Raw genomic sequence first — 18,629 nt, forward strand, 5'->3', positions numbered from 1 at the left:
CGGCGGGCGGAAGAGGGCTCCGCGCGGGGAATGGATCACACACGCGCGGTGTGCCGTTGACACCGGGTGCCAGGGCTTCTAGCGTCACGTCTGCTGAAGGTACTAAGCGGTCGCTCACCGATTCCGGTCCGGCCGCAGGAGCCGCATCCCAAGCGCGAGGAGAAGCAGCAATGTCCACCACTGAGCAGCGGGTCGCGGTCGTCACCGGCGCCGCGCGCGGCATCGGCGCCGCCACCGCCGTACGACTGGCCGCCGAGGGCCGCGCGGTCGCCGTGCTCGACCTCGACGAGGCCGCCTGCAAGGACACCGTCGAGAAGATCACCGCCGCCGGGGGCAAGGCGATCGCGGTCGGCTGCGACGTCTCCGACGAGGCGCAGGTCGAGGCGGCCGTCGCGCGGATCGCCGAGGAGCTCGGCGCGCCCACGATCCTCGTCAACAACGCGGGCGTGCTGCGTGACAACCTGCTGTTCAAGATGAGCGTCTCCGACTGGGACACCGTCATGAACGTGCATCTGCGCGGCGCCTTCCTGATGTCCAAGGCCTGCCAGAAGCACATGGTCGACGCGGGCTTCGGCCGCATCGTCAACCTGTCCTCCTCCTCCGCGCTCGGCAACCGGGGCCAGGTCAACTACTCGGCGGCCAAGGCGGGCCTCCAGGGCTTCACCAAGACCCTCGCCAAGGAGCTCGGCAAGTTCGGCGTGACCGCCAACGCCGTCGCTCCCGGCTTCATCGCCACCGAGATGACCAGGGCCACCGCCGACCGCGTCGGCATGGGCTTCGAGGACTTCAAGGCCGCCGCCGCCACCCAGATCCCGGTCGCCCGCGTCGGCGAGCCCGAGGACATCGCCAACGCGATCGCCTTCTTCACCGGCGAGGCGGCCGGCTTCGTCTCCGGCCAGGTGCTGTACGTCGCCGGCGGACCGCTCGACTAGGAAGACCGGGAACATGACTGCTGTGGAACTCTCGGGCAAGGTCGCCCTGATCACCGGTGCCAGCCGCGGCATCGGCTACGGCGTCGCCGAGGCGCTGGTCGCGCGCGGCGACCGGGTCTGCATCACCGGCCGGGGCGAGGAGGCCCTCAAGGAAGCCGTCGGGAAACTCGGCGCCGACCGTGCCGTGTACGTCGCCGGCAAGGCGCACGACGAGGCCCACCAGGCCGTCGCCGTCGAGCGCGCGATGGAGGCCTTCGGCCGGATCGACTACCTGGTCAACAACGCCGGCACCAACCCGGTGTTCGGGCCGATCGCCGACCTCGACCTGAACGTGGCGCGCAAGGTCTTCGAGACCAACGTGATCTCGGCGCTCGGCTTCGCGCAGAAGACCTGGCACGCCTGGCAGAAGGACAACGGCGGCGCGATCGTCAACATCGCCTCCGTCGCGGGCATCGCGCCCTCGCCGTTCATCGCCGCCTACGGCGTCAGCAAGGCCGCGCTGATCAACCTGACCCAGCAACTGGCGCACGAGTTCGCGCCCGGGGTGCGGGTCAACGCCATCGCCCCGGCGGTGGTGAAGACCAAGTTCGCGCAGGCGCTGTACGAGGGCCGGGAGGCCGAGGCCGCCGCGGGCTATCCGCTGGGCCGGCTCGGCGTGCCCTCCGACATCGGCGGTGCCGCCGCGTTCCTCACCTCCGACCAGTCGGACTGGGTCACCGGCCAGACCCTGGTCGTCGACGGCGGCATCTTCCTCAACGCCGGCGTCGCCTGAACCGGACGACCCGCGCGGTGTGACACGTGCGCCGCGCGGGACCGTTCCGCGTGCCGCACGGGTGGCGCGGCCGCCCGCACGGGGCCGCTGTCCGACGGTCCGGCACGGGCCTCCGTCGACGAAAACGGCTCCCGTGCCGGCGTGTCGGAGTCGCGACGGTGCGTGACAACGTAGTCATCGGAAAGTCGATCTCAAGGGCCGTACAGAGGGGGGTCAACGGGGCGAACACTGCGGTATGGTCTGCCAACTCTTGGGACGGCAGATCGAGGAGCGTGCGCGTGTTCAACCGGAACCGATGCCTGCGGCGGGTGGCGGCCATCGCGTCCATATCGTCCTTGGTGGCCGGATGCGGCGTCCTGTCGTCGGACACCTCGGACGACGGGGGACCCATCGTCGTGGGAACCACCAGCTCGCCCAGCACGCTGGATCCCGCCGCCTCCTGGGACAGCTCCTGGGAGCTGTTCCGCAACATCTACCAGACCCTGCTGAGCTACCCGGTCGGCGCGACCACCCCGCAGCCGGACGCCGCCAAGAGCTGCGAGTTCTCCGACGGTTCCAACCGGGTGTTCCGCTGCGAGCTGCGCGAGGGGCTGCGGTTCTCCGACGGCGGCACCCTCGACGCCGAGGCCGTCAAGCACTCCATCGACCGGATCCGGAAGATCAACGTCAACGGAGGCCCGGCCGGTCTGCTGGGCAGTCTCGAACGGGTGCAGGCGCCCAGCGAGCGCGAGGTCGTCTTCTACCTCAACAAGCCCGACGCCACCTTCCCGTTCGTGCTCGCCACCCCGGCGATGTCCATCGTCGACCCCGACGCCTACCCGGCCGACGCCCTGCGCGAGGGCGACGGCGTCGTCGGCTCGGGGCCCTACACCCTCCGGTCGTACGCGGAGGGCGAGCAGGCCGAACTCGTCCGCAACGACCGCTACGAGGGCTTCGCCGAACGCCGGAACAACGCGGTGACCATCCGCTACTTCCAGGACTCCGGCACCATGGTCAAGGCGTTGCGGGACGACCGGATCGACCTGACCTACCGCGGTCTGGCGGCGGACGACATCATCGATCTCCAGGGCGAGACCTCCAAGGAGGAGGAGCTCCAGCTGATCGACGGCACCGGGACGGACATCAGCTACCTGGTGTTCAACCCGAAGGACCCGTGGGCCGGCCGGAAGGAGGTGCGCCGGGCCGTCGCCCAGGTCGTCGACCGCGCGGCGATCGCGCACAAGGTCTACAGGGACACCGTCGACCCGCTGTACTCCATGGTCCCCAAGGGCCTGACCGGGCACACCACCGGCTTCTTCGACGACTACGGCGAGCCCAGCGTGCCCAAGGCCCGGCGGATCCTCACCGGGGCGGGCATCACCGAGCCGGTCCCGCTCACCCTCTGGTACACCACGGACCGCTACGGCTCCGGGACCGCGCTGGAGTTCAAGGAGCTCGAGCGTCAGCTGGAGGCGTCGAAGCTGTTCGACGTCACGCTCAGGAGCCGCCCCTGGAAGACGTACGTCGAGGGCTACCAGAAGGGCGAGTACCCGGTCTTCGGGCGCGGCTGGTTCCCCGACTTCCCGGACGCGGACAACTTCATCGCCCCGTTCGTCGGCAGGCAGAACGCGCTCGGCACGCCCTACGAGTCGACCGAGATCACGACCGAGCTGCTGCCCAGCTCCCGCCGGGAGAGCGACCGCGGCAACGTGGTGAAGCAGTTCGAGGAGGCCCAGCAGATCCTCGTCGACGACGTCCGGCTGCTGCCGCTGTGGCAGGGCCGGCAGCACGTGGCGGCGAGCCGGGACATCTCGGGCGCGGAGCGGGCGCTGGACCCGTCCACCATCATGATGGTCTGGGAACTCTCCCGGAAGACCAGCTGGTAGAGCCGGGCAGGGCCGTCCGCCGGGCCGGTTGTCAGTGGTCGCCTGTAGGTTCTGTGGTCTGGAAGCGACCGCACACGTAAGGACATTGACGTGACCGACATCGCCATGCTGCCCGAGTCCTGGCGCGGGGTTCTGGGCGACGAGCTGCAGCAGCCCTACTTCAAGGAGCTGACCGAGTTCGTCGAGGAGGAGCGGGCGAGCGGTCCGGTCTACCCGCCCCGCGAGGAGGTCTTCGCGGCGCTGGAGGCCACGCCGTACGACAAGGTGAAGGTCCTGGTCCTCGGCCAGGACCCCTACCACGGCGAGGGCCAGGGACACGGCCTGTGCTTCTCCGTCCGCCCGGGCGTGAAGGTCCCCCCGTCCCTGCGCAACATCTACAAGGAGATGCACGCCGAGCTGGGCACGCCCGTCCCGGACAACGGCTATCTGATGCCGTGGGCGGAGCAGGGCGTGCTGCTGCTCAACGCGGTGCTCACGGTCCGCGCCGGTGAGGCCAACTCCCACAAGGGCCGCGGCTGGGAGCTGTTCACCGACGCGGTGATCCGCGCGGTGGCGGACCGCCCCGACCCGGCGGTCTTCGTGCTGTGGGGCAACTACGCGCAGAAGAAGCTGCCGCTGATCGACGAGAGCCGGCACGTGGTGGTCAAGGGAGCGCACCCCTCGCCGCTGTCCGCGAAGAAGTTCTTCGGGTCCCGCCCGTTCACGCAGATCAACGAGGCGGTGGCCGCGCAGGGCCACGAGCCGATCGACTGGACCATCCCGAATCTGGGCTGACGCCGTCCGGCCGGGTGCGGACCGCTCCATCGGCCCCGCACCCGGCCCGCTCGAGGCACTGCGGAGTGGCTTGTCCGGTATCGCCCCGGTCTGCGATTAGCGTCGGGAGCGACAGTCGGCGAGCGGTGCGGAGGACGTGGTGGCGGAGCGACAGGAGCAGACGGCGCCGGACGCCGTGCTCACGCGGATCGGTCAGGTCGTGATGCTGCACCACGCGGGGGACCGCGAGGAGGCCCGGCACCGGCTGCTCGGCCTGTGGGCGGAGATCGGCGAGCGCGGGGACCCGCTGCACCGCTGCACCCTGGCCCACTACCTCGCCGACACGCAGGACGATCCCGAGGACGAACTGGCCTGGGACCTGCGGGCGCTGACGGCGGCCGAGGAGGCCGCGGACGACCGCGTCGGCGCGTACGAGGGATCCCTCGCCGTGCGCGCGCTCTACCCGTGCCTGCAGCTCAGCCTGGCCGCCGACTACGCCCGCCTCGGCCGCCCCGACGCCGCCCGCACCCATCTCCACCGGGCCCGGGGCGCGGCCCGCACCCTGGCCGACGACCGTTACGGGGAGGGCGTACGGGCCGCCATCCGGCGACTGGAGATCTCACTGGACGAGGACGGGACCTCCGGGGGCCGGGGACTGGCGGGACGACGTCCCTAGGACCGGCGTCCGTCCTCACCCGGCCGGTTCAGCCCCCGTAGGTCTCCTGGCAGAGGGTCGCCTCCGGGCTGCCCGGACGCCAGCCGCCGTACTTCCTGCCCAGCGCGCACACGTCCGGCTCGCGGGAGGCGTCACGGCGCATCGACTCCGCCAGGTCGGGGAGGTCCGCCGCGGGACGCCGCGGCCGGTCGTTCCCACCGGTCGTGGGGCGAGTCGGCCGGGTCTGCCCGTGCCGGACGTCGGGCGGTGCCTTCCGCTCCTGCGTGGCCCCGGGAGCGGCACGCTGCGGCGGGGGCGCGGGTGTCCTCGAGGGCCGGGACGGGCCGATCATCTCCAGGGCCTCGCGCGCCGGTGCCTCCACGACCTCCGTCTCGTTCCCCCCGACCGGACGGGGCTCCGGCCTGTGGGACGGCGCCGTCGCCGGTCCGGGTGCGAGGGGACGGTGGACCGTCACACAGCCCGAGAGGGCCGAGACGGCCAGGGTCACCAGAAGCGTTGCTGCGGTCGTCGTTCGGTGCACCCGCGCCACTCTGCTGGCTCCGGCCGCCCGGGGAGGGCCGGACGGGCCCAGCATGCCCCGCACGGGTGATCCCCCGCCCCGTACGGGGGCCTTCGGACGTGCCGAGGGTGACGTCAGTCGCCGGTGGCGCCGTCGACGCGCTCGCGGAGCAGATCGGCGTGGCCGTTGTGACGCGCGTACTCCTCGATCATGTGGGTGTGGATCCAGCGCAGGCTGAACGGTTCGCCGGTGTGCCTGCCGCGGCCCCGGGACAGGTCGTCCAGTGCGAAGCCGGCCGCGTTGCGCCGCGCGGCGTCGATCTCGGCCTGCCAGGTGCCGTACGCCTCCTGCCAGGTGTCCGCGTCGGTGAGGTGGAACTCGCCGTCGGGGTCGGCCTCGCTGAAGTAGAGGGGGCCGGCGTCCTCGTCCACGAGCACCCGGCGGAACCAGAAGCGCTCCACCTCCGCCATGTGCCGCACCAGCCCCATCAGGGACAGCTCCGAGGGCCGCACCGACGCCGTGCGCAGCTGGTCGTCGGTCAGCCCTTCGCACTTCCGGGCGAGGGTGCTGCGGTGGTAGTCGAGCCACCCCTCCAGCATGGTGCGCTCGTCGGCGTCGTGGGCGGGTTCGCTGCGCTCGGTCGTCATGCCGGCATCCTTGCCCACCTCGGCCCCGGCTCACCAGGCATTTCCCGTACCGGCGGCCCGGCGTCGCCGAGTGGTGCCCTCCCCGGCCGCCGTATGCTTCAGCGGGACCACGACAGGCAAGGGCCAGAGGAGCGCACACGGTGAAGGTCGGCTGCATCGGACTCGGTGACATCGCGCAGAAGGCCTACCTCCCGGTGCTCGCCCACCAGCCCGGAGTGGAGCTGCACCTGCAGACCCGCACCCCCGCGACGCTCGACCGGGTCGCCGACGGCCTCCGCGTCCCGCCCGGGCAGCGCCACGCGGACCTCGGCTCCCTGATCGCCCAGGACCTCGACGCGGCCTTCGTGCACGCGCCGACCGAGGTCCACCCGGAGATCGTCACCCGGCTCCTGGAAGCGGGCGTATCGACGTACGTCGACAAGCCGCTCGCCTACCGACTCGCCGACTCCGAGCGGCTGGTGGCGCTCGCCGAGGAACGGGGCACGAGCCTCGCCGTCGGCTTCAACCGGCGCTTCGCCCCCGGCTACGTCCAGTGCGCCGACCACCCGCGCGAGCTGATCCTGATGCAGAAGAACCGCGTCGGACTGCCCGAGGAACCCCGCACGATGATCCTCGACGACTTCATCCACGTCGTCGACACCCTGCGCTTCCTGGTGCCCGGCGCGGTCGACGACGTGACCGTGCGGGCCCGCACCGGGAACGGCCTGCTGCACCACGTGGTGCTCCAGCTCTCCGGGGACGGCTTCACCGCGCTCGGCGTGATGAACCGGCTCAGCGGTTCGGCCGAGGAGATCCTCGAGGTCTCCGGACAGGACACCAAGCGTCAGGTGGTCAACCTCGCCGAGGTGATCGACCACAAGGGACAGCCCACCGTGCGGCGGCGCGGCGACTGGGTCCCGGTGGCGCGGCAGCGCGGCATCGAGCAGGCGGTGCTCGCCTTCCTGGACGCGGTCCGCGCGGGCAGGGTGCTCAGCGCCCGGGACGCGCTGGCGACCCATGAACTGTGCGAACGGGTGGTACGAGCGATCCACGAGCACCCCGCCTGACGCGCACCACCTCGGTGACGCCCCAGATCCCGAGGACCAGCAGCGCCGCGTGCAGCGGCCAGTCGCCGAAACGGACATAGGGCGTGGTGCCGTGCGCCGTCCTGACCTCGTACACCTGTGCGGCGACGGTGTCCGTGCCGAGCCGCGGGCCGACGCGCTCCCCGTCCGGTCCGTACACGGCGGAGACGCCCGTCAGGGTCGCGTGCACCATCGGGCGGCCGGTCTCGGCGGCGCGCAGCGCGCCGAGCGAGGCATGCTGCCCGGGGGCCCAGCTCCGCTGGAACGTCGACGTGGAGGACTGGGCCAGCAGCACGTCGGCGCCGTCCTCGGCGAGATGCCGGCTCATGTCGGGGAACGCGGACTCGAAGCACACCATCGGGCCGATCCGCAGCCCGTTCCCCGCGTCCATCACCACCTGCTCGGAGCCCCGCCGGCGGTCCTCGCCGGCCGCTTTGCCGACGGAGGTCGCCCAGCCCAGCAGGGAGCGGGCCGGGATGTACTCGCCGAAGGGGACCAGCCGCATCTTGTCGTACCGGTCACCGGTCGGGCCGTCCGGGCCGATCAGTACCGAGCTCTTGTAGATACCGGGCCTGTCCGACCGCCGGGCGTCCACGTTGACCAGGATCCCGGCGCCCGTGTCGCGGGACAGCGCGGCGAGCCGCCGCGCGAGGTCGGGCCGCTGCCCGAGGTCGAAGCCGACGCTGCTCTCGCCCCAGACGACCAGGTCGGCGTCCTGCCCGGCGAGCTCACGCGTGAGCCGTTCCTCGCGGTCGAAACGCCGGTCCGCGCTGTCGGGCCCGGCGACGACACCCGGCTGCACGAGCGCGATCCGGACCCGGTCGCCGGTGTCGGGCCGGGGCGCGTACACCCAGGCGGCGGAGGCGACGGCGGCCGTGGCGACGAGCCCGGCCAGGGCGGGCACCCGGGCCTGCCGGACCGCGACCAGCACGGCCACGGCGACGTTCAGGGCCACCACCAGGAAACTGAGCAGCCACGTCCCCCCGACCGACGCCAGCCGCAGCGCGGGCCCCACCTGCCACTGGCTCGCACCGAGCACGCCCCAGGGGCCGCCGAGCCCCTGCCAGGAGCGGACGAGTTCGATCGCCAGCCAGCCCGACGGCACCACGACGAGCGCGGCCGCGACCCGCCCGTGCGACGGCACCCCGCCGAGCAGCCGTCGCACCAGCCACCCCCACGGCGCCCACAGCGCGCCCAGCAGGGCGGCGATGACGAACGTGAACACGTGCAGATTCGGCAGCAGCCAGTGGTGCATGGCCAGCATGAAGCCGAACCCGCCCCACCAGCCGTCGCGGGCCGCCCGCCTCCCCGTGGGAGCGGTACGGATCAGCAGCACCCACGGGACCAGGGCGACGTAGGCGAACCACCACAGGGACGGGGCCGGAAAGGCCAGGACGGGCAGGGCGCCCACGACCGCGGCGACGGTCGAGCGCCGCCAGGGGGAGGTGAGCCAGTGGCCGAGCGTCTTCATAGGCGCCTCCCTACCCCGTGGTGCCTCCAGTGTGCGTCCCCTCGGTGATCCGGGACAGTGCACGCGGGGTCAGTCGATCACAGGAGCCGTCCACCGGCCACGGGTGAGCCGGGCCAAGGGGGGTGCGCGGATATTCACTGGCCTTCGGCGCACGCCGCGGCCGAGGCTGTACACCGTGAACGATCAGCCGGACCGGCACCCGGAATTCGAGGTGCGCGCCCACCACACCGCTTCCACCGTCACCGTCTACCAGGCCTACCGGCCCGGGATCGGCCGGGCCGCGGCACGCCACGGCCGCTTCCCGTCGTCCTGGAGCCGGGAGCGCATGACGTGGATCAAGCCGTCCTTCCTGTGGATGATGTACCGCTGCGGGTGGGGCACGAAGGAGGGCCAGGAGACCGTACTGGCCGTGGAGATCGGCCGGGAGGGGTTCGTGTGGGCGCTGCGGAACGCGTGTCTGTCGCACCACGTCCCGGTCCTGCACGGTGACGCGGCGGCCTGGAAGCGGAAGATGCGGCAGGCGCCCGCGCGGGTGCAGTGGGACCCGGAGCGGGATCTGCGCCTCGACCCGTTGCCGTACCGCTCGCTCCAGCTGGGGCTCGCCGGGGAGGCGGCCGCGCGGTACGCGGACGAGTGGATCGTGGGCATCGAGGACGTGACACCGCTCGCCACGGAGATCCATGCCCTGGTGCGCGCGGGAGAGCTCGACCGTGCGGCCGGGCTGCTGCCCGGGGAACGGTCCTACCCCCTCGACGACGACGTGCTCGCGCATCTGCGAGCCTGAGGATCTTCGTACCGCGCTCTTCGTCCGGAGGTACTCATGAAGCGTCTCGTCACGGTGGTCACCGGTGGCAGCCGGGGGATCGGCGCCGCGACCTGTCTGCGGCTCGCGGCGGAGGGGCACGACGTGGCGGTGAACTACGTCCGGGACTCCGCGGCCGCCGAGGAAGTGGCGGAGAGGGTGCGGGCGGCCGGGGCGCGGGCCGTGACCGTGCGTGCGGACACGTCCGTCGAGAGGGACGTGGACCGCCTCTTCGAGGTGGCGGAGCGGGAGCTCGGGCCACTGACGGGGCTGGTGAACAACGCGGCGGTGACGGGCCCGCTGGGACGGTTCACCGAGGTCGACACGGACACCCTGCGGCGGGTCGTCGACGTCAACCTCACCGGCACACTGCTGTGCTCGCGGCGGGCGGCGCGGCTCATGACGCCCCGGGGCGAGGGCGTGATCGTGAACATCTCCTCGGGGGCCGCCACCCTGGGCAGCCCCGGTGAGTACGTCCACTACGCGGCGACCAAGGCCGCCGTCGACACCCTGACCCTCGGCCTGTCCAAGGAGCTCGGCCCGGACGGCATCCGGGTCAACGCGGTCGCGCCGGGCGTGATCGACACGGAGATGCACGCCGCCATGGGGGCGCCGGACCGTGCCCGGGAGATCGCCGGGAACGTTCCGCTGCGGCGGGCGGGGCGGGCCGAGGAGATCGCGGCGGCCGTGGCGTGGCTGATGTCGCCGGACGCCTCGTACACCACGGGGGCGGTGCTGAGAGTGGCGGGCGGGCGCTGAGCCGTACCGCGAGGGCGGGGAGGGTCAGGCCGCCTTGACGACCCGGCCGCGGATCGCCGCCGCCCACTCGACCACCAGCAGTTCGTACTGCTCGCGCTCCTGGGCGGACAGGGCCCCGCCCGCGCGCAGCCACAGCGCGCGGATCTGTTCGTTGACCTCGGCGGCGGACCGCACGGAACCAGGGGTCACTAAATCGGGGGACATGCGGACAAGCCTAGGGCCATGGTCTGACAGCGCGCTACCGGACGGCTACGCGCACCGTATGTCTTCGGTCACGTGCCCCGGACACGTTCCCGCTCCGGGGCCGTGGGCCCGTCGGGGCTCAGCCCGCCGACTCCGCCGCGTGCGGGCTGAGGGCTCCCGTGGCGACCAGCGCGATGATGACGATGCCGAGCGCGATGCGGTACCAGACGAACGGCATGAAGCTCTTGGTCGAGATGAACTTCATGAACCAGGCGATCACGGCGTACCCGACCGCGAAGGCGATCACCGTCGCGAAGAGCGTCGGGCCCCAGGAGACGTGTCCGCCCTCCGTGGCGTCCTTCAGCTCGAACAGGCCGGAGGCGAGCACCGCGGGGATGGCGAGCAGGAAGGAGTAGCGGGCCGCGGCCTCGCGCCGGTAGCCCATGAACAGACCGCCGCTGATGGTGGCGCCGGAGCGGGAGACGCCCGGGATGAGGGCCATGGCCTGGCAGACGCCGTAGATCAGACCGTCCTTGACGCTCAGGTCCCCGAGGTCCTTGCGCTGCTTGGCCACGCGGTGCCGGCCGCCGCTCTCGTCCCGCGCCGCGAGACGGTCGGCGACGCCGAGCACGATGCCCATGCCGATCAGCATCGCCGCGGTGATCCGCAGATCGCGGAACGGACCCTCGATCTGGTCCTTGAGCGTCACCCCGAGCACACCGATCGGGATGGAGCCCACGATGACGAGCCAGCCCATGCGCGCGTCGGGGTCGCGGCGCATCTCCTTGTTCGTCAGCGAGCGGGTCCAGGCCGACAGGATCCGTCCGATGTCCTTGCGGAAGTAGATCAGGACCGCGGTCTCCGTGCCGATCTGGGTGATCGCGGTGAAGGCCGCGCCCGGGTCCTCCCAGCCGGAGAAGGCCGCGGTCAGCCGCAGGTGCGCGCTGGAGGAGACGGGCAGGAACTCGGTCAGCCCCTGGACGAGTCCGAGGATGAGTGATTCGAACCAAGACATGAGGTAGCGGAGTCCAAGTGCCGATCGTGGGACGGGCGACGGGACGCACCGCACCGCCGTGGGCGGTGATCGATGATCGGGTGCGCCGAGGGGGAAGCGTAGCGCCCCAAGATGACAGCTCCGACACAGGGTCTTCGCGGCCGTCCGCCTTCGGCGGGAAGCGGTGGCTCAGGCCGCCGTCGGGCCGCCCACCGTCCAGCCCGGCGCCTGCGGATGCGAGGTCAGGTCCTCGTGACGCACCGCGTCACCACAGGCCCGGCAGGTGACGACCGGGACGAATTCATTGCCGCAGACGTGCTCGAGCACCATGGGCAGGTCGCCGTCCTGATGCAGATGACGGTCGCCCCACTCCTTGAGGGTCAGCAGGACGGGCTCCAGTTCCAGTCCCGCCTGGGTGGGCCGGTACTCGAAGCGCTGCGGGCGCTCGCTGTAGGGGTGCCTGGCGAGGATCCCGGCGTCGACCAGCCGCCGCAGCCGGGTGGCCAGGACGTCGCGCGGAGCGCCGATGTTGCGCACCAACTGGTCGAAGCGGCCGTTGCCGAGGCACACCTCGCGCAGGACGAGCAGGGAGTACTTCTCGCCGACCAGCGCGAGCGTGTCGGCGATCGAACAGGGGCGCGGGTCTTTGGGGGCGGCCATGCGGCCAAGTCTAGGGGAGGGTTTGTTTTTCCAACTCACAGGACTATGGTGAGTTCGGATTTCCTACTCACTGGTACGCCGTTCCGGCCAAGGAGGCCCGCACCATGCGTGACGCAGTAGTCGTCGAAGCCGTACGCACCCCCATCGGCAAGGGCAGGCCGCGGGGTGCCCTCGCCCACGTCCACCCCGTCGAACTCCTCGCCCACACCCTGCGCACCCTCGTCGAGCGCTCCGGCGTGGACCCCGCGCTGATCGACGACGTCATCGGCGGCACCGTCGACCAGGTCGGCGAGCAGGCCATGAACACCACCCGCTACGCCGTCCTGTCCGCCGGCCTGCCCGAGTCGGTGCCGGCCACCACCGTGGACCGTCAGTGCGGCTCCTCCCAGCAGGCCGTGCACTTCGCGGCCCAGGGCGTCATCTCCGGCGCCTACGACCTCGTCGTCGCCTGCGGGGTGGAGTCCATGAGCCGGGTGCCGATGTGGTCCAACGTGCCCGAGGGCAAGGACCCCTTCGGCCCCGGGGTCGCCGGGCGCTACCCGCAGGGGCTCGTCCCGCAGGGCATCAGCGCCGAACTCATCGCCGCCAAGTGGTCGATCACCCGCGAGCAGATGGACGCCTTCGCCGTCTCCTCGCACCGCAAGGCCGCCGAGGCCTGGGACGCCGGACTGTTCGACGCCGAGGTCGCGCCCCTGGACGGCGTCACCCGCGACGAGTGCGTACGACCGGACACCACCGCCGACGTCCTGGCCGGCCTCCGCCCCGCCTACCACGACCCGGCCTTCGCCGAGCGCTTCCCGCAGATCGAGTGGAACGTCACCGCGGGCAACGCCAGCCCCGTCAACGACGGCGCCTCCGCCGTGCTCATCACGTCGAGCGGGACCGCCGCCCGCCTCGGCCTGCGTCCCCTCGCCCGGCTGCACAGCTTCGCCGTCACCGGCTCCGACCCGCTGCTGATGCTCACCGGTGTCGTCCCGGCCACCGAGAAGGTGCTGCGCCGGGCCGGTCTCGGACTCGACGACATCGACCTGTTCGAGGTGAACGAGGCGTTCGCCGGCGTGGTCCTGGCCTGGCAGCAGGAGACCGGCGCCGACCTCGGCAAGGTCAACGTCCACGGCGGCGCCGTCGCCCTCGGCCACCCGCTCGGCGCCAGCGGCACCCGGCTGACGACGACCCTGGTGCACGCGATGCGCGAACGCGGCGCCCGCTACGCCCTGCAGACCATGTGCGAGGCCGGCGGACTCGCCAACGCGATGGTGCTCGAACGCGTCTGAGCCGCCGGCCGGCTCACCGCCCGCGCAGACGGTGCCGCTTGCGCCACGCCACCACCGCGCCCACCAGACCCGGTACGGCGATGCAGGCCAGCGCGATCAGGAAGGCCGGGGACGTCGGCGTCGACGCGCGGGCGCCGGCCACCACGTAGGCGGCGGTGTTCGGGACCGACCCGAGCGCCGTCGCCAGCAGGAACGGCAGCAGGCCCATACGGGAGACGGCGGCGCAGTAGTTCGAGGCGGCGAACGGGATGCCCGGGAACAGCCGGGCCGCGAGCATCGAGCGGAAGCCGTGCCGGCTCAACTGGTCGTCCGCGGCCTTCAGCCAGCGTCCGCGCAACAGCGGACGCAACGCCTCCTGGCCGAGCGCCCGCCCCAGACAGAAGGCCAGCCCGGCGCCCAGCACCGTGCCGCCCAGCGCCGCGCCCAGGCCGAGCTGGGAGCCGAACAGCGCGCCCGCGGCGAGGTTCAGCAGCGGGCGCGGCACGAACGCCACCGTGCACACCCCGTAGGCCACCGCGTACGCCACGACCGCCGCGGCCCCGCCGAGCTGTGCCGGCCAGCCGTCGGTCAGCAGCCGCTGTGGCTCGAACGCGAGCACCAGCGACGCGGCGGTGAGGAGCAGGGCGACCAGCAGGGACAGCCGTGACCACGGCGACAGCAGGAATCTGGCGCAGCGGGCGGCGAATCCCGTGGCGGGGGCGGGCGGGAGCGGTACCGCGAGGTCCGTGGCGGTGGCCCGGGGAGAGGCCGTGGCGGTGCCCCCAGAGCGGGTGGTGGCATCGAGCATCCGGTGACACTAACCGACATATGTGTGTGATCGCCGTAGTGTTCGTCTCATGCGCGTCACAGAGGACGGTACGGCGGCACTACGGGCGCCGGGCAGTCCGCTCGCCGACACGGTGCTGGAGCGGCTCACCGCCGCGTACGGGCCGGCGGCCGACCCGGAGCGGGCCGTGGCCATGCGGGCGTACATGAAGGACGTCGCCCCCTTCCTCGGTCTGGCCACCCCGGTCCGCCGCGCCCTGTCCCGCACCGTCGTGGAGGGGCTGCCCCGCCCCGGCGAGGCCGACTGCGCCGCGATCGCGCTGCGCTGCTGGGAGCTGCCCGAGCGCGAGTACCGGTACTTCGCCGTGGACTACCTGCGCCGCCACGTGCGCCACTGCTCCTCCGGCTTCCTGCCGGTCGTCCGGCACCTCGTCACCACGGTCCCCTGGTGGGACACCGTCGATCCGCTCGCCGCGCACGTCGTCGGGGCGCTGGTCGCCGCCGACCGGAGCCTCGCCGCCGAGATGGACGACTGGATCGGCGACGACGACCTGTGGCTCGTCCGCACCGCCCTGCTCCACCAGCTGCGCTTCGGGGAACGCACCGACACCGCGCGCCTCTTCGACCACTGCCTGCGCCGGTCCGGCCACCCGGACTTCTTCGTCCGCAAGGCCATCGGCTGGTGCCTGCGCGAGTACGCCAGGACCGACCCCGACGCCGTACGGGCCTTCCTGGCGCGCGAGCAGGGACGGTTCGCGCCGCTGTCGGTGCGTGAGGCGCTGAGGAACGCCGGCGCGTAGCGGCCTTGCCCGGCGCGGAAAACCATTCGACGCGGGGCGGGCCGTCGGCGAGGATCGACGCCATGTTCCGGTACGCCTTCCACCTCACGGCATCCGCGGTCGCGGATGCCCCGAAGGCTGCCGTCCCCGCTTTCCTCGCCGCAGTCGACGGCGCCCGAAGCTGACCCTCCCCGGATCGTCCGGCGGACCCCCCAGGGGGAGGGTCGGCCGGGTTCCCGGGGTCCCCGTCCCTGCCGCGCGCCCGATCCGCCGCGTCCGGGACGCTCACGCGTCACCACCGAGAGGCTTCGAGGTACCGCCATGTCCAAGACGGCGTACGTCCGCACCAAACCGCATCTGAACATCGGCACGATGGGCCACGTCGACCACGGCAAGACCACCCTGACCGCCGCCATCACCAAGGTCCTCGCCGAGCGCGGCTCCGGCGGCTTCGTCCCGCTCGACCGCATCGACCGGGCGCCGGAGGAGGCCGCGCGCGGCATCACCATCAACATCGCGCACGTCGAGTACGAGACCGACACCCGGCACTACGCCCACGTCGACATGCCCGGCCACGCCGACTACGTCAAGAACATGATCACCGGCGCCGCGCAGCTCGACGGGGCGATCCTGGTCGTCTCCGCGCTCGACGGGATCATGCCGCAGACCGCCGAGCACGTGCTGCTCGCCCGCCAGGTGGGCGTCGACCACATCGTGGTCGCGATCAACAAGGCCGACGCGGGGGACGAGGAGCTGACCGACCTGGTCGAGCTGGAGGTCCGCGACCTGCTCTCCGCGCACGGCTACGGCGGCGGGTCCGCGCCCGTGGTACGGGTCTCCGGGCTGAAGGCGCTGGAGGGCGACCCGCGCTGGACGGCGTCGATCGACGCGCTGCTCGACGCGGTGGACACGTATGTGCCCGTGCCCGAGCGGTACCTGGACGCGCCGTTCCTGCTGCCGGTGGAGAACGTGCTCACCATCACCGGCCGGGGCACCGTCGTGACCGGTGCGGTGGAGCGCGGCACGGTCCGCGCCGGCGACCGGGTCGAGGTGTGCGGCGCCGGGGTGGAGACCGTGGTGACCGGCCTGGAGACCTTCGGCAAGCCCATGGAGGAGGCGCAGGCCGGCGACAACGTGGCGCTGCTGCTGCGCGGGGTGCCGCGTGACGCGGTGCGGCGCGGGCACGTGGTGTCCGCGCCGGGCGGCGTGGTGCCGAGCCGGCGCTTCACCGCGCGGATGTACGTGCTGTCGGCCCGCGAGGGCGGCCGTACGACACCGGTGTCGACCGGGTACCGGCCGCAGTTCCACATCCGCACGGCGGATGTCGTGGGCGACGTCGACCTCGGTGAGACGGCGGTGGCGCGGCCCGGGGACACGGTCACGATGACCGTCGAGCTGGGACGGGAGGTGCCCCTGGAGGCCGGGCTCGGGTTCGCCGTCCGCGAGGGCGGCCGCACGGTCGGCGCCGGCACCGTGACGGCGGTCGGCTGAGCGGCGGACGGCCGCCCGCTCCCGGACCGGGGCGGGCGGCCGTCCGTACGGGCGGCGGCACAATGGGACGGTGAGCGAGCCCATCCCCGTGTCCCGCGTCGTCGATCACGGCACCGCCAAGCTGATGCCCGACGTGGACCGGGAGCGGGCCTGGCTGCTGACCGTCGACGGGGCGCCGCAGTCGTACGTCGACCTGGACGAGCCGACCCACCTGGAGCTCGAGTACGCCCGGCGGCTCGGGCACGTCCTCGACACCGTGGCGGAACCGGGGCGCCCGCTGGACGCCCTGCACCTCGGCGGCGGGGCGCTCACCCTGCCGCGCTACCTGGCCGCCACCCGCCCCGGCTCCCGGCAGCACGTCGTGGAGTTCGACCGGGGGCTGCTGGAGCTGGTCGCCGAGCACCTGCCGCTCCCCGCCGACGCCGATGTCACCCTGCACGCGGCGGACGCCCGCGCCTGGCTGGAGACGGCCCCCGACGACAGCGCGGACGTCCTGGTCGCCGACGTCTTCGGCGGCTCGCGGGTCCCGGCGCACCTGACCTCCGCCGCCTACGCGCAGGAGGCCGCGCGCGTCCTGCGGCCCGGCGGGGTCTATCTCGCCAACCTCGCGGACGCGGCCCCGTTCGCCTTCCTCCGTTCCCAGATCGCCACCCTGGGGACGCGGTTCGAGGAGCTGGCGCTCATCGCCGAGCCGGGAGTGCTGCGCGGCCGCCGCTTCGGCAACGCGGTCCTGGTGGCCGCCCACCGGCCCCTGGACGTCGCCACCCTGTCCCGCGCCACCGCCGCCGACGCCTTCCCCGCGAGGGTCGAGCACGGCGCGGCCCTGCGGGACTTCACACGCGGTGCGCGCCCGGTGCGCGACGAGGACGCGGTCCCGTCACCCGAGCCCCCCGCGGGGGCGTTCGGCATCGGCTGACGCACCGTCCGGGCCGCGGTTCAGTCCTGCGGCGCCTTCCCGAGTTCCCCGACGGGGCGTTCGGCACCGGTCGGCGCGGCGGACGCGCCGGTGACGTGGCGGCTTCGGCGGCGCAGGTCGCGTACGTCCGGGACGCACAGGACCGCCGCCGTGACGACCACGACCAGCGCCGCGCACCCCCACAGCGCCTCCGGGCGGCCGAACGCCGTTTCCGCCGGGCCCGCCAGGGCCATCGCCGCCGGCACCAGCGCGACCGAGCCGAACCAGTCGTACGCCGAGACCCGGGACAGCTTCTCCTCCGGTATCTCCTGGTGCAGCGCGGTCATCCAGGAGACGCCGAACACCTCCAGCGACACGCCGGTCACGAACATCACCGCACAGAGCACGGTGACCGGCGCCGGCACGGCGAGCGCGGCGGACGGCAGGGCCAGCGGGAACACGCACAGGGTGCCGGCGAACAGCAGACGGCGGGGCTGCCAGCGGGTCATCAGGAGCGCGCCCACCACCGTGCCCCCGCCGAAGAACGCCAGCGCCACGCCCCACGGCCCGGCGCCGCCCAGGTGGTCCCGGGCGACGAGCGGCCCGTAGACCGCGTCGGCCGCGCCGACGACCGCGTTGGCGACGGAGAACTGGACGACGACGCCCCACAGCCAGGGCCGGCCGCTGAACTCCCGCCAGCCGTCCTTGAGATCGGCGAGCATGCCGCCGCCCGGGGCGCGCGGCGGTATGTGCCTCACGTCGAGGAACGCCCGCAGTGCCGCCGCGACCGCGAAGGCCGCCGCGTCCGCCGCCAGCACCCAGCCCGGCCCGATCGCGGCGACCATGGCCCCGCCCAGCGCGGCCCCGCCGAGCGTCGCCCCGTGCATCGCCATCCGGAACACCGCGAACGCCCGGCCGGCCTGCTCGCCCTCGACCGAGGACAGCAGCATGCCCTCGGCGGCCGGGTTGAAGAACGCCTGACCGGTACCGCCGAGCGCGCTCAGCAGCATCATCTGCCACAGCCGCGCCTCGCCCGCGAGGACCAGCGCCGCGAACGCGGCCTGCGAGACACAGTTCAGGGCGTTGGCCGCGACCATCACCCGGTGGCGCGGCAGCCGGTCCGCGACGGCGCCGCCGATCAGCAGGAACAGCACCAGCGGCAGGGTGCGGGCGGCGGCCACCAGACCCACGTCGCCGCCGTCGCCGCCCGCGCCCAGCACGGCGAACGCGGCGGCGATCAGCGCGCCGTGGCTGCCCAGGCTGGTCACCACGGCGGCGGCGGTCAGCAGGGAGTAGTTGCGGCCGGCCCAGGCGGGACGGCGGGAGACGGTGGTCGGCACCCGGTGAC

Annotated in this window: 20 protein-coding genes; 12 read left to right on the forward strand and 8 right to left on the reverse strand. The window is 72.9% G+C overall.

The window, feature by feature from the left end; translation table 11 throughout:
- Positions 1-170: 170 nt before the first annotated feature.
- From fabG to ACFY3N_RS29465, 5 genes are all read left to right on the forward strand, one after another.
- Complete coding sequence (fabG, locus tag ACFY3N_RS29445) at positions 171-932, forward strand: 3-oxoacyl-ACP reductase FabG (RefSeq protein WP_390819810.1); 762 nt, start codon at positions 171-173, stop codon at positions 930-932.
- 13 nt (positions 933-945) lie between these two features.
- A complete protein-coding gene (locus ACFY3N_RS29450) occupies positions 946-1,704 on the forward strand; it encodes an SDR family oxidoreductase (RefSeq protein WP_390819811.1) in 759 nt (252 codons plus the stop codon).
- Positions 1,705-1,982: 278 nt separating this feature from the next.
- Positions 1,983-3,569, forward strand: coding sequence for an ABC transporter substrate-binding protein (locus ACFY3N_RS29455; protein ID WP_390819812.1), 1,587 nt, complete (start codon positions 1,983-1,985; stop codon positions 3,567-3,569).
- 90 nt (positions 3,570-3,659) lie between these two features.
- The gene (ung, locus tag ACFY3N_RS29460) at positions 3,660-4,343 is read left to right on the forward strand and encodes a uracil-DNA glycosylase (protein ID WP_390819813.1); all 684 of its coding nucleotides are present in this window, start codon (positions 3,660-3,662) and stop codon (positions 4,341-4,343) included.
- Between the two features lie 139 nt (positions 4,344-4,482).
- The gene (locus tag ACFY3N_RS29465) at positions 4,483-4,998 is read left to right on the forward strand and encodes a hypothetical protein (RefSeq protein WP_390819814.1); all 516 of its coding nucleotides are present in this window, start codon (positions 4,483-4,485) and stop codon (positions 4,996-4,998) included.
- 28 nt (positions 4,999-5,026) lie between these two features.
- Here ACFY3N_RS29465 and ACFY3N_RS29470 read toward each other — a convergent pair whose 3' ends face one another.
- Together ACFY3N_RS29470 and ACFY3N_RS29475 are read right to left on the reverse strand one after the other, a co-directional pair.
- The gene (locus tag ACFY3N_RS29470) at positions 5,027-5,359 is read right to left on the reverse strand and encodes a hypothetical protein (RefSeq protein ID WP_390819815.1); all 333 of its coding nucleotides are present in this window, start codon (positions 5,357-5,359) and stop codon (positions 5,027-5,029) included.
- A gap of 272 nt (positions 5,360-5,631) precedes the next feature.
- Positions 5,632-6,144, reverse strand: a complete 513-nt coding sequence (locus ACFY3N_RS29475; RefSeq protein WP_390819816.1) for a DinB family protein — start codon at positions 6,142-6,144, stop codon at positions 5,632-5,634.
- A gap of 140 nt (positions 6,145-6,284) precedes the next feature.
- Here ACFY3N_RS29475 and ACFY3N_RS29480 point away from each other — a divergent pair, with 140 nt between their 5' ends.
- Positions 6,285-7,190, forward strand: coding sequence for a Gfo/Idh/MocA family protein (locus ACFY3N_RS29480; RefSeq protein ID WP_390819817.1), 906 nt, complete (start codon positions 6,285-6,287; stop codon positions 7,188-7,190).
- Here ACFY3N_RS29480 and lnt read toward each other — a convergent pair.
- Complete coding sequence (gene lnt / locus ACFY3N_RS29485) at positions 7,114-8,679, reverse strand: apolipoprotein N-acyltransferase (RefSeq protein ID WP_390819818.1); 1,566 nt, start codon at positions 8,677-8,679, stop codon at positions 7,114-7,116. The two genes, ACFY3N_RS29480 and lnt, sit on opposite strands and share 77 nt — an antisense overlap.
- Positions 8,680-8,854: 175 nt before the next feature.
- Between lnt and ACFY3N_RS29490 the strand changes: the two genes are divergently transcribed.
- Positions 8,855-9,463, forward strand: a complete 609-nt coding sequence (locus ACFY3N_RS29490; RefSeq protein ID WP_390819819.1) for a DUF4291 domain-containing protein — start codon at positions 8,855-8,857, stop codon at positions 9,461-9,463.
- A gap of 36 nt (positions 9,464-9,499) precedes the next feature.
- Positions 9,500-10,240 carry an SDR family NAD(P)-dependent oxidoreductase gene (locus ACFY3N_RS29495; RefSeq protein WP_390819820.1) on the forward strand — a complete coding sequence of 247 codons (741 nt, stop codon included), beginning with the start codon at positions 9,500-9,502 and terminating at the stop codon, positions 10,238-10,240.
- Positions 10,241-10,264: 24 nt separating this feature from the next.
- On the opposite strand, the gene ACFY3N_RS29500 is transcribed toward ACFY3N_RS29495, so the two are convergent.
- From ACFY3N_RS29500 to ACFY3N_RS29510, 3 genes are all read right to left on the reverse strand, one after another.
- Complete coding sequence (locus tag ACFY3N_RS29500; protein WP_390819821.1) at positions 10,265-10,444, reverse strand: hypothetical protein; 180 nt, start codon at positions 10,442-10,444, stop codon at positions 10,265-10,267.
- 118 nt (positions 10,445-10,562) lie between these two features.
- On the reverse strand, positions 10,563-11,438 hold the full coding sequence (locus ACFY3N_RS29505; protein WP_390819822.1) for an undecaprenyl-diphosphate phosphatase: 876 nt from the start codon (positions 11,436-11,438) through the stop codon (positions 10,563-10,565).
- Positions 11,439-11,606: 168 nt separating this feature from the next.
- Positions 11,607-12,077 carry a winged helix-turn-helix transcriptional regulator gene (locus ACFY3N_RS29510; RefSeq protein WP_390819823.1) on the reverse strand — a complete coding sequence of 157 codons (471 nt, stop codon included), beginning with the start codon at positions 12,075-12,077 and terminating at the stop codon, positions 11,607-11,609.
- A 104-nt stretch (positions 12,078-12,181) separates the two neighbouring features.
- Here ACFY3N_RS29510 and ACFY3N_RS29515 point away from each other — a divergent pair, with 104 nt between their 5' ends.
- Positions 12,182-13,351 carry a thiolase family protein gene (locus ACFY3N_RS29515; protein WP_390819824.1) on the forward strand — a complete coding sequence of 390 codons (1,170 nt, stop codon included), beginning with the start codon at positions 12,182-12,184 and terminating at the stop codon, positions 13,349-13,351.
- 13 nt (positions 13,352-13,364) lie between these two features.
- Here ACFY3N_RS29515 and ACFY3N_RS29520 read toward each other — a convergent pair whose 3' ends face one another.
- Positions 13,365-14,138, reverse strand: a complete 774-nt coding sequence (locus ACFY3N_RS29520; protein ID WP_390819825.1) for a TVP38/TMEM64 family protein — start codon at positions 14,136-14,138, stop codon at positions 13,365-13,367.
- A gap of 49 nt (positions 14,139-14,187) precedes the next feature.
- Here ACFY3N_RS29520 and ACFY3N_RS29525 point away from each other — a divergent pair, with 49 nt between their 5' ends.
- From ACFY3N_RS29525 to ACFY3N_RS29535, 3 genes are all read left to right on the forward strand, one after another.
- A complete protein-coding gene (locus tag ACFY3N_RS29525) occupies positions 14,188-14,916 on the forward strand; it encodes a DNA alkylation repair protein (RefSeq protein ID WP_390819826.1) in 729 nt (242 codons plus the stop codon).
- Positions 14,917-15,216: 300 nt separating this feature from the next.
- Positions 15,217-16,386 (forward strand): elongation factor Tu, encoded by a 1,170-nt coding sequence (tuf, locus tag ACFY3N_RS29530; protein WP_390819827.1) that lies wholly within the window; start codon positions 15,217-15,219, stop codon positions 16,384-16,386.
- A gap of 70 nt (positions 16,387-16,456) precedes the next feature.
- Positions 16,457-17,302 (forward strand): spermidine synthase, encoded by an 846-nt coding sequence (locus ACFY3N_RS29535; protein ID WP_390819828.1) that lies wholly within the window; start codon positions 16,457-16,459, stop codon positions 17,300-17,302.
- A gap of 20 nt (positions 17,303-17,322) precedes the next feature.
- Here ACFY3N_RS29535 and ACFY3N_RS29540 read toward each other — a convergent pair whose 3' ends face one another.
- Positions 17,323-18,621 (reverse strand): MFS transporter, encoded by a 1,299-nt coding sequence (locus ACFY3N_RS29540; protein WP_390819829.1) that lies wholly within the window; start codon positions 18,619-18,621, stop codon positions 17,323-17,325.
- Positions 18,622-18,629: the final 8 nt, after the last annotated feature.

Source organism: Streptomyces sp. NPDC000348, from assembly GCF_042898795.1.
Taxonomy (GTDB): Bacteria; Actinomycetota; Actinomycetes; order Streptomycetales; family Streptomycetaceae; genus Streptomyces.